Below are 12,175 nucleotides of genomic sequence, written 5' to 3'. Positions count from 1 at the left end.
ACCCATGACTGCCACCGTGCCACCACCCCAGACCGTCGCTCCGGCATCGCAGGACCCCGCGACCTGGACCCCTCGTCGTCGCAGGATGATCGGCTGGTCGATGACGACCATGTTGCTCGTCCTGATGATGATCAGCTGGGCAGACAAAGCCATCCTCGGCATCGTCGCGGTGCCGCTCATGAACGACCTCGGCATCACGCCGAGCCAGTTCGGCCTGCTCGGCAGCGCCGTCTTCATGCTGTTCGGCATCGCCCAGTTCGTCGCAGCACCGATCGCCAACAGGGTCAAGTCCAAGTGGATCCTGCTGACGCTCTGCCTGATCTGGTCTATTGCGCAGGTGCCCATCTTCGTCTTCGCCTCCCTCCCGGCGCTGTGGTTCAGTCGCCTGCTCCTGGGCGCAGGGGAGGGGCCGCTCGCGCCCATCTCGATGCATGCCGCCTACAAGTGGTTCCCCGCCGCGAAGTCGGCGACCCCCGCATCCATCGTCTCGTCGGGCGTGACGCTCGGGATCGTCGCCTTCGCGCCCGTGCTGGCCTGGATCAGCTCGGAGTTCGGGTGGAAGTCGACTTTCGTCTTCCTCGCCATTATCGGTGTCGTGTGGTCGGTCATCTGGGTCATCGTCGGCCGAGAGGGCCCCTACACCTCAGCAAGGGAGGAGGCCCGTATCGAGGGCACCGCGGCGACGATCGTCGATGAGCGTGCCGCGGCTGCCGCCGACACCAAGGTGCCCTACCTGCGCTCCTTCCTCACGCCGACCTGGCTCCTCGCCGTGCTCTGCTCGTTCCTTGGCTACTGGACGTTCACGGTCGCAACAACCTGGCTGCCGGCCTACTACGAGACGGTGCTCGGCACGACGACCCAGCAGGGTGGCTCGCTCATCGCGCTTCCGGCGATCTGGGGCACGATCGCGACGATCGGTCTCGGCTGGTTCACACAGGTGTTGAGCGCTCGAGGTCTCGCGACCCGCAAGTCGCGCGGTCTCGTGCTCGGGGGTGCGGCGCTGTTTGCGGGCGTCATGGTCATCGCGGGCACGGTCGTCGCCGACCCGACGCTCGCCACCATCTGCTTCATGTTCGGCTTCGGCACCTCGCCCGCGCTGTTCGCGATGACCTACCTCATCGCAGCCGAGACCTCTAGCGTGTCGCAACGTGGCGCCGTGCTGCAGATCACGAACGCCTTCCTCACGGCCGGCGGCCTCTGCGCGCCCATGGTCGTCGGATTCCTGGTCGACGGGGCACCCACGGCCGCGATCGGATACTCGAACGCCTTCCTGCTCACGGGCGCGATGCTCGCGGTCGCCGGTCTCGCGGCCTGCCTGTTCATCAACCAACAGCGCGACCGTCGCAAGCTCGGACTCGACATCGCCTGACTCCCGGCACACGAAAGGGGCCACGCTCAGTGAGCGGGGCCCCTTCCTCTGTTGCTGTCAGGCCATCGTGGCCGAAGCGACCTCACGCAGCGCGATCCGGTCGCCGCCGCTGGCAACATGGATCGGGCCCGAGTATGTCGTCGCGGCCCGCTCCTGCCATTCCTCAGCGGAGGCGACGCCAGCGAGGTGGGAGAGCACGAGCATCCGGGCCCCCGCCCTGCTCGCGATGCGCCCGGCGCCCTCTGGTGACGTGTGGGACTCGGCCTGGTGCGCGATGAAGGCGGGATCGAAGCCGCGTGCCGTGTAGTAGTCGAGGTTGACTGCCTCGTGGACGAGCACGTCCGTGCCATCCGCTAGGGTCGCGAGCGCGTCGCACTCAGCGGTGTCGCCGGAGAAGGTCACCGAGCCGGCGGCCGTCTCGAAGCGATACGCGAGCGCGGGAAAGACCGGCGGATGCTCCACGAGGGCCGCAGTCACGGCGACGCGGTCGTCGCTGTAGACACCGAAGGGGAGCGCGGCATCGGGAGCATCCGGTTCCGGTGTCGTGATGTCGGAGACCCGTACGAGGCGGGACATCTCGGGCCGTGCCTCGTCGTTCACCCGGATGTCGAGGTCGTAGGAGTAGGCCTGCAGCGTGTGCGCGACCATCTGGGCCGTGCCGGAGAGGCTCGCGCCGTCGGCGTGCGTTGGGTCCTGCCCCGGGCCGAGGATCGCGATGGGGTGTTCGAAGCCGTCAACGGGCGCGCCCCAGTTCCACAGCAGGAACCCGGGCAGTTCGATGACGTGGTCGGAGTGCAGGTGGGTGATGAAGCCCGCCACGAAGTCACGACCCCGCAGGCCCGCAGCGTGCGCGGCTCGCACGCAGCCGAGCCCGAAGTCGACGATGTAGTGCCTACCGTCGACGATGAGGGCGCTCGAGATGCCGGGTTCGGTGCCCCGGATTGCGGGCCCGGCGGCGGTGCCGAGCGTGATGAGTTCTGTGGTCATGACGTCTTTCCGTGTGGTCTAGCCGTGTGGCCGGGCGTTGAGCGTGCGCGTCTGGAGGTACTCCGAAAGGCCCCAGCGGCCTCGCTCACGGCCGATGCCTGAGGCCTTCCAGCCGCCGAATGGCGCGTCGACTTCGACGAGCGTGTGCTGATTGATCCACACGGTTCCCGCGTCAATGCGGGAGGCGATCGTGTGGGCGCGCTCGAGGTCGGGGCTCCAGACGGAGGCGCCGAGGCCGAACTCGCCGGCGTTGACGAGCTCGAGCGTCGTCTCGAGCTCGTCGTAGGCGACGATGGGCAGCGCGTTGCCGAACTGTTCCTCCTCGACGATGCGCATGCCGGGTTCGGCGTTCGCGATGACGGTGGGCTGCAGGAAGTGGCCCGGCAGCTCGCATCCGCGTGCCCCGCCGGTCACGACGCGTGCGCCGGATGCCTCGGCATCGATGATGAGGCCACTCACGATGTCGAGCTGCGAGCGGTTGTGCATGGGGCCCATGGTCGTGCCCTCGGCGACACCGTGACCGAGCACGTGGGCGGCGGCGGCGGCCGCGATGGCGTCGATGAGTTCGTCGACCCGATTGCGGGGCGCGTAGACGCGCTTAACGGCCATGCAGACCTGGCCGGAATTGCGGAAGGCGCTGCCGACGATGCCTCGGGCAGTGGTCTCGATGTGGGCGTCGTCAAGCACGATGGCGGGGTCGTTGCCGCCCAGCTCCAGCGTGACCCGCTTGACGGTCGCGGCGGCCTGCTGCGCGATCGCGGAACCGACCTCCGTCGATCCTGTGAAGGAGATCTTGCGCACCCCGGGCAGCGTGCTTAGGGCGACGTTGACGGCGCGTCCGCGGCTCGTGCTCGCCTGCAGCACGCCCTCTGGCAGTACCCTGGCCGCGAGCTCCACGAGCGCGATGGTCGAGAGCGGCGTCGTGGCGGAGGGCTTGGCGATGACGGTGCAGCCAGCCACGAGGGCGGGAGCGAGCTTGACGCAGAGCAGCGAGATGGGAAAGTTCCAGGGCGTGATGGTACCGACGACCCCGACGGGGCGATTGTGCACCTCGAGGGAGCGGTCGGCGCGGTCGGGCAGCGTCTCGACTTCAGGCCAATCGAGTTCGGCGTAGTAGTCGAAGAGACCGGCGGCCACGCGGAATTCACCCACGGCGTCCGCCATGACCTTGCCCTGTTCGAGCGAGAGCAGGCGGGCGAGGCGCTCCTCATCGGCGCGGATGCTGCCGGCGATGGCTCGCAGGGCGCCTCGCCGCTGTTCGCGGTCGGAGGCCCAGGACCGTTCGGCCCGGATCGCGCGGTCGACGGCGGCCGCGACATCCGCCTCGCTGTGGTCGGGGGCGACGCCGATGACCTCGAGGGTTGCGGGGTCGATGACCTCGTACACGGCAGTCATGGGTGTCCTTCCTCGGAGCGATTCCCCTCCAGCATCGCGACGGGAGCCCCTTCCGCCGATGTCGGTTTCACTGAATGGAAGTCGGTGTGCGCGCAGGGCCGTGCCGGGCGCAGCATGGTGAGGCACGCACCCCGAACCGAAGGAGTCCTGGATGCCCAAGCCACTGCCCATCGTCGTCACCGGTGTCGCCTCGGGGATCGGTGCCGCCACCGCCGCGCTGCTGGCTGAGGCTGGACACCCCGTCATCGGGATCGACCGCGCCGTCCCCGCGTCCTTCGACGGCCACTTCGTGCAGGGCGACCTCTCGAGTGCTGAGGGGATCGACGCGATCGCGGCAGCCGTGCGGGAAGCGGCTCCTGGCGGAATCGCCGGCCTCGCCAATGTCGCGGGGGTCCCGGGCACCGCACCGTGGCAGCTCGTGTTGGGCATCAACGTCTTCGGCCTGCGCGACCTGACGCGCGCGCTCGAACCCGCGCTGCAGCCGGGCTCGAGCGTGGTCAACCTCGCCTCGTCCGTCGCCTTCCAATGGCGTTCGCACGCAGAACAGTGCGCGGCCTTCGCCCTCGCCGAGGATCGCGCCGCTGCCCTTAACGCGGTGGCCGAGCCGCTGCGCGAGGAGTCGTACCTCTTCTCGAAGCAGTGTGTGAACCTGCTGACCGAGTACCTGGCGGGGGAGCTGCTGCCGAAGCGCATCCGGGTCAACTCGGTGAGCCCCGGCCCCGTGCAGACCCCCATCCTCGAGGACTTCAAGAACGACCACGGCCGCGACAGGGTCGACAGCGCCGCCGCGCTGCTCGGACGTTTTGGTGAACCGCTCGACATCGCACGGGTCATCGTGTTCCTGCTCGGGCAGGACTCCGCCTGGGTCAACGGTGCCGACCTGCGGGTCGACGGCGGCCTCACGGCCTACCGTGCGACCGCGGCAGCGCTCGGGGCGTAGTCGGATGGGGGAGCGCGGGCGGGTCGCCGAGGCAGTGCTGCCGGGCGGCGTCGAGCCCGACCCGCGATTCACGCTCGCCAACGAGCGCACCTTCCTGGCCTGGATCCGCACGGCCCTCGCCTTCATTGCGGGCGGGCTGGCGCTCGAGGCTTTCGCGGCGGATAGCTTCGCGGCGCCCCTGCGCCAGGCGCTCGTGCTGCTGGTCATCCTGCTGGGCATCCTGATCGCGATCGGGGCAGCTGCGCGCTGGCGCCGTGTCGAGCTCAGCATGCGCCACGGGCGGGCGCTGCCGATCCCATCCATCGTGCCCTTGCTATCCCTTGGCGTCGCGGCCGCAGCCATCGTGACCCTCGCTGTCGTCCTTGCATCGTGAGCGCTGTTGCCGGCCCGTGCCGACCTCATTCCGACGATGGCCTCCAGCCGGAGCGCACGGCCCTCGCATGGTCGCGCACCGCCGTCTCCTTTCTGGTTGCCGCCGCCATCATGCTGCGCTGGACACCCCACTTCGGTGCCGCACTCGTTGCCCCGTTGGCGCTCTGCACTGCCATCGGCGTCGTCATCGTCATGTCGCAGCGCCGCCGCTACACGCGACAGTCGCTCGGCATCGTGCAGGCTCGCACACAGGCATCCGTCGGCAATGTGGTCCTCGTGTCGGCGCTCGTGACGCTCCTGGGTGCGGGTGCACTCACCGTCGCACTCACGGGTTGAGCCCGCAGGATCAGGATTCGCCGAGCATCCGCTCGGCAAGGCTCGCGAGCGCCAAGCTCGTGGATGCGGCCTCGGTGTCGCCGTCATTCGTCGACCAAGCCGCGCTCAGCGCGCACGATGCGACAGCCCACTCGAGCACGGTGCTCACGGGAGCACGGCTCGACTTCGCGATGAGCTGCACGCGTTCGGCGAAATGGGCGAGGGCGACATCCCTCCGTGGGTTTCTGAGCAGCACCGTGTAGTCGAAGAGCCGGTTGCCGTGCACGCCCTTCGGGTCGATCGCACGCCAGTCACCGTCGCCGAAATCGAGCACGTTGTCGTGGTGCAGGTCGCCGTGCAGCACGACGTCCTGGCTCGCATCCGCGAGGAGCGTTGAGGCGAGCCCTGCTGCCCGGCTCCAGACGCCGCCGGCGCCGCGCGGATGGTGCTCGGCCATCTCGAACAGCTCACGGAACCAGTCAGCCAGCGCCACGAGCCCTGCCGGCGGCGACGAGAGCGCGGATGCCCCATGTAGGGTCTGCGCCAGTGAACAGAGTTCGAGCGTCGCGGCATGATCGTCGCCGTCGACGGAGATGGTGGCGAGCGTGCGCCCCGTGGCCCGCGCCAGGAGTGCCGCGTGCTCATCGACGCGCCAGACGGGTGCGGCGCCCGCGCCGTGCCACCACGCCAGCACGCTGTTGCCGCGCGCCTCCTCGTCGATCCGGGCGACCTTGAGCATTCCCTCCCTGCCGTCGAACGATACGGGGATGAGCGTTGACGACGGCGTCGTGAGGGTCTCGCCGACAACCGTGAGCCCCCAGCGCGCGAGGTAGTCCTCGGGCTGCGCGGGGGTCCACATCTGCATCACCAGGCGGCGGGCTTGTAGTCCTTGAGGAAGACGCCGAAAAGGTCGGTCCCCGCTTCGCCCATCACGATGGGGTCGTAGACCCGCGCCGCGCCGTCGACGAGATCGAGGGGAGCGTGGAAGCCCTCCTCGGCCAGGCGCACTTTCGTGTGATGCGGGCGCTCGTCCGTAATCCATCCCGTATCGACGGCTGTCATGAGAATTCCGTCGGCCTCGAGCATCTCGCCCGCGCTCGTGCGGGTGAGCATATTGAGGGCGGCCTTCGCCATGTTGGTGTGCGGATGCCCCGGGCCCTTGTAGCGCCGCGAGAACTGGCCCTCCATCGCCGAGACGTTGACGACGTACTTGCGGCGGGCCGGTGACGCGGCCATCGCGGCGCGGAGGCGGCTGATGAGGAGGAAGGGCGCGGTCGCGTTGGCGAGCTGCACCTCGAGCATCTCGAGCGGCTCGACCTGCTGCACGTGCTGGGTCCAGCTGTTGATGTGGTCCTCGTCGGGGATGAGCCCGCCGGCGTCGATCGCGGTGCCGGCGGCCAGTCGCTCGAGTGACGACGAACCGGCCGTCATCGCCTCGGCCGCGAGTGCCTCTGCCGCCGTGCGTTGGTCGGCGTCGACGGCCGTGCGAGCGAGCAGCGGGTGCGCTGTGACCGATGCGGCGATGGAGAGCGGATGCTGGTCATTCGTGTGCCCGAAGGTCACCAGCTCGACCTGGGGGCCGTCTGGCAGCGGAGCCCTTTCGGCCTCGACGAGCGCGCTGTACGCGCCGGGGGAGCGGCGCACCGTCTGGGCGGCGTTGTTGATGAGGATGTCGAGCGGGCCCTGCTCGGCGACGGAGTCTGCAAGGCCGATGACCTGGGCCGGGTCGCGCAGGTCGATTCCGACGACACGCAGGCGGTGGAGCCAATCTGCCGAGTCCTCGAGCGAGGAGAATCGCCGCACGGCGTCGCGAGGGAAGCGTGTCGTGATCGTCGTGTGGGCACCATCGCGCAGCAGGCGGAGGGCAATGTGCATGCCGATCTTCGCGCGGCCACCGGTGAGCAGGGCACGCTTGCCCGTGAGGTCGGTGCGGGCATTCCGCTTCTCGTGGCTAAAGGCGGCGCAGTCGGGGCAGAGCTGGTGGTAGAAGGCGTCGACCTGCGTGAAGTGCTGCTTGCAGATGTAGCAGGCACGCGACTTGATGAGATGACCGGCGATGGGAGCGGTCGTGCCCGGCGCGAGCGGCACGCCCCGCGTCTCGTCATCGATGCGGTCAGGCGCACCCGTCGCGGTCGCCGCGACGACGGCACGGTCGGCCTCCGCGACGGCACTGCGCTTCTCAACCTTGCGGTTGCGCTTGACGGCCTTGAACATCCGTGCCGTCGCGCGACGCACGGCCACGAAATCGGGATGCTCATCGTCGAGTCGATCGAGTTCCGCGAGCACCCGCAGGGTCGTGGCGAGATCGTCGGGGTCTATCCCGTCGTGGCCTGTCGCGGGCGACACGTCGGTCGACGATTCTGGGGCGGTGCTCATTGTGCCGATTCTACCCGGCACAGGCATGGAGTCGCCCGCCACATTGTCATGCGCTGCTCGTATCCTCGGCAGCATGAACGACGTCGGCCACGGGGAGCACGCGCCACCGCACGTGTCATTCGTCGAACTCGTGCTCGTGCACGGCATCGGTCGGCAGCGACCGCGAGAGACGCTCCTGAGGTGGGCCGAGCCGCTGGTTCGGCGCATCGACTGGCTTGCGGGAGACGAAGCTTCCGCTCGCCTCGTCGCGGTCGACCTCGATGTCGACCTGGATCCGAGAGTCGTCGTGGCGACGCAGGTGGCGGATGACTCGGGGGCAGAGCGGCTCGTCGAGGTGACGATCACGGAGGCCCGCTGGGCCGAGGCCTTCCCCGGGATCGGCAGGGGTGAGACCTTCGTGTGGGGGCTCAGCTTCCTCCGCCGCACGATCGCTCGTCTCGGTGGCTTCATCGCTCGGCTCCTTGTGCAGATGATGCTCGACGTCGTCGCGCTTCCGGCTTGGGCCGCCGCGAGGACGCCCGTGCCACGCGCCGTGTGGACGATCCTGCTGCTGCCGCTGTCCGTGGCGACCGCGGTGGCCACCCTGGCTGCGCTGGTGATCCTCGGGCTTGCGCTCGCCGCGCTCCTCCTCGCCGGGTACGCCGCGCTCATCCTCGTCGGCCCCGTGCTGCTGATTCCCGGTGTCTCCCGCGTGCTCGGGCCCATCGTGGAGCTTGTCGTGGAGTTCATCGGTGATGCGGCCGCGTGGACTCGTCGACCTGTGCGAGCCGCTGCGATGCGCCGCGTCGTGGCGGAGGCCCTGGATGAGGCGGAGGGGCGGCTCGAGCGTGCGGTCGCTGCCAACGGCGGCGAGGGCCGGCTCGTCGTGCTTGGGCATTCACAGGGCGCCTCGATCGCGGCGGACGTGCTCTTCAATCGGCCCGACGGTCGCAGGCCGCCCCGCGTCGACTCGCTTATCACGGTCGGCGCCGCCGTCACGCTTCTCGGGCGCGCCAGGTGGTCTGGCGCGGCCCAGGACCTTCCCGCGATGGAGAACCCGGTTGTGGGCTGGTCGCGGCACGAACCACCCGTGCGCTGGAGCAACTTCTGGGGCGTCTTCGATCCCTTCCCCTCGGGACCGATCTCGACGACCGCCGTCAACCGCCTGCACCGTTGGCGGGAGTCCTTCGAGCGCACGACGCCACGGCGCTCGGCGCCCGGGCCGGAGGAGCGTCCCGTGCTCAACACGGGCTGGCCGTTCACGGAACACCTCGCCTATGCCGGCAACATTCCCCAGGTCGTCGACCCGGTCGCGCGACTGCTGCTCGACCTTCCGACGCCCGCCGCGGATCCGCACGCGTCACTGCGTCGCATCCGGCATTCCCGTGGCGTGCGCGCGCTGGGACTGCAACGGATGCTCGTGCTCGCACTCTCGGCGACCGTACTGATGGCTGGCCCGCCGCTTCTTGGCCCGGTCGAATGGACGCCTCCGGCCCTCACCGACCTGCTCGGGGAGAATGCGGCCTGGATCGTCGCGGCCGTCGCGCTCGCGGTGCTGGGGCTGTGGATCAACGAGGCGCTCTGGCGCCAGCACGCTGCCAGGATCGCCTGGCGGCGGGTGCCGCGCCCGCCGCGCCTGTGGCTGGGTGGCCTCGTCTACAGGGCCATCCTGCTTGCGATGCTCACGACGTCCGCTGCGCTCTCGTGGCGGGGCGCGGCCCCCGGTTTGCTTGCAGGCGCCGTCTCGCTCGTGTTGCTCGTGGCGCCTCACGTGGGCAGGCTGCCGCGCGTCGCCCCGGCCCGACGTGTGACGCCTCGTCAGCCGGCACGCCGCGACTAGGGCAGGATCGAGAGATCATGCCGACACATCCCGTGGACCTCGCCGCTGCCGTCGAAGGGCTCGGGGGTGACCCTGACGGGGTCTACGCCGCGTTCGAAGCGTGGGCGTCGGGGCGGGGTTTGACGCTCTATCCGGCACAGGAGGAGGCGGTGCTCGAGATCGTCACGGGCGCCAATGTCGTGCTGAGCACGCCGACCGGCACGGGAAAGTCCCTCGTTGCGGTCGCCGCGCACGCGGCGGCGCTCGCCTCGGGGCGACGCAGCTACTACACGGCGCCCATCAAGGCGCTCGTGTCGGAGAAGTTCTTCTCGCTCGTCGAGATCTTCGGGGCGAAGAACGTCGGCATGGTTACGGGCGATTCGAGTGTCAATGCGGATGCGCCCATCGTCTGCTGCACGGCAGAGATCCTCGCGAACGTCGCGCTGCGCCACGGCGAGCAGGCCGAGGTTGGGCTTGTCGTCATGGACGAGTTCCACTTCTACGCCGACCCGGAACGCGGCTGGGCCTGGCAGGTGCCGCTGCTCGCCCTGCCGCACGCGCAGTTCGTGCTCATGTCCGCAACGCTCGGCGACGTCGCCTGGCTCGCCGACGACCTCTCCCGGCGCACCGGTCGCAGCACCGCGACGGTGACTGGTGTCGAACGGCCGGTCCCTCTCTCCTACGAGTACGTCACGACCCCCGTGCACGAGACGGTTGAGGAACTCCTCGAGACCCACCGTGCGCCCATCTACATCGTGCACTTCTCCCAGGCAGCAGCTCTCGAGCGGGCACAGGCGCTCACGAGTATCCGGGTCGCGACTCGCGAACAGCGCGATCGCATCGCCGACGCGATCGGCGACTTCAGATTCACGACGGGCTTCGGCCGCACGTTGTCGCGCCTCGTGCGTGCGGGCATCGGCGTGCACCACGCGGGGATGCTCCCCAAGTACCGCCGCCTCGTCGAGCAGCTCGCCCAGCAGGGCCTGCTCAAGGTCATCTGCGGAACCGACACGCTCGGCGTCGGAATCAACGTGCCCATTCGCACAGTGCTCCTGACAGGCCTCACCAAGTTCGACGGCATCCGGATGCGCCAGCTCTCGGCACGGGAATTCCACCAGGTCGCAGGGCGGGCCGGGCGTGCGGGCTTCGACACGGCGGGCACCGTCGTCGTGCAGTCGCCCGAGCATGAGTCGGAGAACGCGAAGGCCGTCGCGAAGGCGGGGGACGACCCCAAGAAGCTCAAGAAGATCGTGCGCAAGCGAGCGCCGGAGGGCTTCGTGTCGTGGGGTGAACCGAGCTTCGAGCGCCTCATCTCGGCTGACCCCGAACGCCTCACCTCGACCATGTCGGTGAGTCACTCCCTGGTGCTCAACGTGATCGCACGCGGGCAGGATCCCTTCACCGAGGTGCGGCGCCTGCTGGAGGACAATCACGAGCCTCGGCCGCGACAGCGCGCGCTGCTGCGACAAGCGCTGGCCATCTACCGCACGCTGCGCACGGCCGGGGTCGTCGAGGAGGTCGACGGCCAGATCCGCCTCACGGTCGACCTGCAACCGAACTTCGCCCTCAACCAGCCGCTCTCGCCATTCGCGCTGGCCGTGTTCGACCTCATCAGCCCGCCCGAGGACGGTTCTGCGCCGCCATCCGACACACTCGCGCTCGACATCATCTCGGTGCTCGAGGCGATCCTTGAGGACCCTCGTCCAGTGCTCTCCGCGCAGCAATCCCGAGCGCGAGGCGAGGCCGTTGCCGCCATGAAGGCGGAGGGCATCGAGTACGAGCAACGCATGGAGCTTCTCGAACAGGTGACCTACCCCAAGCCGCTCGAGGAGCTGCTCCAGCAGGCCTTCGAGACCTATCGTTCCTCGCAGCCCTGGGTCGGCGACTTCGAGCTCAAGCCCAAGTCTGTTGTCAGGGACCTCTACGAGCGCGCGATGACGTTCAATGAGTACGTGGGCTTCTATTCGCTCGCGCGGAGCGAGGGCCTCCTGCTGCGCTATCTCTCGGATGCCTACCGGGCGGCCCGGCAGACCATTCCCGAGGAGCTCAAGACCGAGCAGCTGCGCGACCTCATCGAGTGGCTGGGTGAACTCGTGCGCCAGGTCGACTCGAGCCTTCTCGACGAGTGGGAGGAACTCAGCCACCCCGATCCAGAGCGGCATTCTGACGCACCCGTGACGCCACCGGCGCCGCGCGGCGTGACGTCGAACGAGCGGGCCTTCATGGTGCTCGTGCGCAACGCACTGTTCCGGCGAGTGCAGCTCGCGGCGCTCGAACGCTACGACGACCTGGGCGAACTCGACGCGCACGCAGGCTTCACGGCCGAGCGTTGGCGGGAGGCACTCGACTCCTACTGGCAGGAGCACGACGAGATCCTGACGGGCGCGGATGCTCGCAGCAGCGCACTCCTGCTCGTCGAGCGCGTGCCGGGCGAGTGGCGCGTGCGGCAGATCCTCGACGACCCGGAGGGGCACCACGACTGGGGGATCAGCGCTGTCGTAGACCTCGATGCTTCGGATGAGGCGGGCGAGGCGATCATCGCGGTGACGGCCGTCGATCGCCTCTGACGGCATCCGGTCGGGATCGCAACCCTCCCGGACTGGGGTGAAAGCCTCCCAGACAG

The 12,175-nt window shown here is 69.1% G+C and carries 10 protein-coding genes; 6 read left to right on the top strand and 4 right to left on the bottom strand.

All coding sequences use genetic code 11. From position 1 onward, the window contains the following. Positions 1-4: 4 nt before the first annotated feature. A complete protein-coding gene (locus tag FVA74_RS07445) occupies positions 5-1,369 on the top strand; it encodes an MFS transporter (RefSeq protein WP_147721427.1) in 1,365 nt (454 codons plus the stop codon). Positions 1,370-1,426: 57 nt separating this feature from the next. Here the strand turns inward: FVA74_RS07445 and FVA74_RS07440 are convergent, their stop codons facing one another. Further along, entirely contained in the window at positions 1,427-2,356 is a 930-nt protein-coding gene (locus FVA74_RS07440) for an MBL fold metallo-hydrolase (protein WP_147721426.1), read from the bottom strand. Between the two features lie 18 nt (positions 2,357-2,374). Beyond that, positions 2,375-3,751: an aldehyde dehydrogenase family protein gene (locus tag FVA74_RS07435; RefSeq protein WP_147721425.1), complete on the bottom strand. Its 1,377-nt coding sequence runs from the start codon at positions 3,749-3,751 to the stop codon at positions 2,375-2,377. A 151-nt stretch (positions 3,752-3,902) separates the two neighbouring features. Here FVA74_RS07435 and FVA74_RS07430 point away from each other — a divergent pair, with 151 nt between their 5' ends. Genes FVA74_RS07430 through FVA74_RS07420 form a run of 3 tightly spaced genes read left to right on the top strand, consistent with a single transcriptional unit; the run spans position 3,903 to position 5,399 of the window. Further along, the gene (locus FVA74_RS07430) at positions 3,903-4,691 is read left to right on the top strand and encodes an SDR family oxidoreductase (protein WP_147721424.1); all 789 of its coding nucleotides are present in this window, start codon (positions 3,903-3,905) and stop codon (positions 4,689-4,691) included. A gap of 4 nt (positions 4,692-4,695) precedes the next feature. Next, complete coding sequence (locus tag FVA74_RS07425) at positions 4,696-5,064, top strand: YidH family protein (RefSeq protein WP_147721423.1); 369 nt, start codon at positions 4,696-4,698, stop codon at positions 5,062-5,064. Beyond that, a complete protein-coding gene (locus tag FVA74_RS07420) occupies positions 5,061-5,399 on the top strand; it encodes a DUF202 domain-containing protein (protein ID WP_147721422.1) in 339 nt (112 codons plus the stop codon). The genes FVA74_RS07425 and FVA74_RS07420 overlap by 4 nt, the downstream gene beginning before the upstream one ends. A gap of 10 nt (positions 5,400-5,409) precedes the next feature. On the opposite strand, the gene FVA74_RS07415 is transcribed toward FVA74_RS07420, so the two are convergent. Together FVA74_RS07415 and FVA74_RS07410 are read right to left on the bottom strand one after the other, a co-directional pair. Beyond that, positions 5,410-6,243 (bottom strand): aminoglycoside phosphotransferase family protein, encoded by an 834-nt coding sequence (locus FVA74_RS07415; protein ID WP_147721421.1) that lies wholly within the window; start codon positions 6,241-6,243, stop codon positions 5,410-5,412. Then, the gene (locus tag FVA74_RS07410) at positions 6,243-7,754 is read right to left on the bottom strand and encodes an SDR family oxidoreductase (protein ID WP_147721420.1); all 1,512 of its coding nucleotides are present in this window, start codon (positions 7,752-7,754) and stop codon (positions 6,243-6,245) included. Before FVA74_RS07410 ends, FVA74_RS07415 begins: the two co-directional genes overlap by 1 nt. Positions 7,755-7,827: 73 nt before the next feature. Between FVA74_RS07410 and FVA74_RS13660 the strand changes: the two genes are divergently transcribed. Both FVA74_RS13660 and FVA74_RS07400 read left to right on the top strand, forming a co-directional pair. Then, positions 7,828-9,573 carry a hypothetical protein gene (locus FVA74_RS13660; protein ID WP_147721419.1) on the top strand — a complete coding sequence of 582 codons (1,746 nt, stop codon included), beginning with the start codon at positions 7,828-7,830 and terminating at the stop codon, positions 9,571-9,573. 17 nt (positions 9,574-9,590) lie between these two features. Next, positions 9,591-12,119: an RNA helicase gene (locus FVA74_RS07400; RefSeq protein WP_147721418.1), complete on the top strand. Its 2,529-nt coding sequence runs from the start codon at positions 9,591-9,593 to the stop codon at positions 12,117-12,119. Positions 12,120-12,175 lie beyond the last annotated feature (56 nt).

Source organism: Salinibacterium sp. dk2585, assembly GCF_008001035.1.
In the GTDB taxonomy this organism is placed as follows: Bacteria; Actinomycetota; Actinomycetes; order Actinomycetales; family Microbacteriaceae; genus Homoserinimonas.
The sequence above is the reverse complement of the archived record's forward strand: the minus strand, read 5'-3'. Positions and strand labels throughout refer to the sequence as shown.

Coding starts and splice junctions, on each gene's coding strand:
- FVA74_RS07445 (WP_147721427.1), top strand. CDS start 5: ATGACTGCCACCGTGCCACCACCCCAGACCGTCGCTCCGGCATCGCAG.
- FVA74_RS07440 (WP_147721426.1), bottom strand. CDS start 2,356: ATGACCACAGAACTCATCACGCTCGGCACCGCCGCCGGGCCCGCAATC.
- FVA74_RS07435 (WP_147721425.1), bottom strand. CDS start 3,751: ATGACTGCCGTGTACGAGGTCATCGACCCCGCAACCCTCGAGGTCATC.
- FVA74_RS07430 (WP_147721424.1), top strand. CDS start 3,903: ATGCCCAAGCCACTGCCCATCGTCGTCACCGGTGTCGCCTCGGGGATC.
- FVA74_RS07425 (WP_147721423.1), top strand. CDS start 4,696: ATGGGGGAGCGCGGGCGGGTCGCCGAGGCAGTGCTGCCGGGCGGCGTC.
- FVA74_RS07415 (WP_147721421.1), bottom strand. CDS start 6,243: ATGCAGATGTGGACCCCCGCGCAGCCCGAGGACTACCTCGCGCGCTGG.
- FVA74_RS07410 (WP_147721420.1), bottom strand. CDS start 7,754: ATGAGCACCGCCCCAGAATCGTCGACCGACGTGTCGCCCGCGACAGGC.
- FVA74_RS13660 (WP_147721419.1), top strand. CDS start 7,828: ATGAACGACGTCGGCCACGGGGAGCACGCGCCACCGCACGTGTCATTC.
- FVA74_RS07400 (WP_147721418.1), top strand. CDS start 9,591: ATGCCGACACATCCCGTGGACCTCGCCGCTGCCGTCGAAGGGCTCGGG.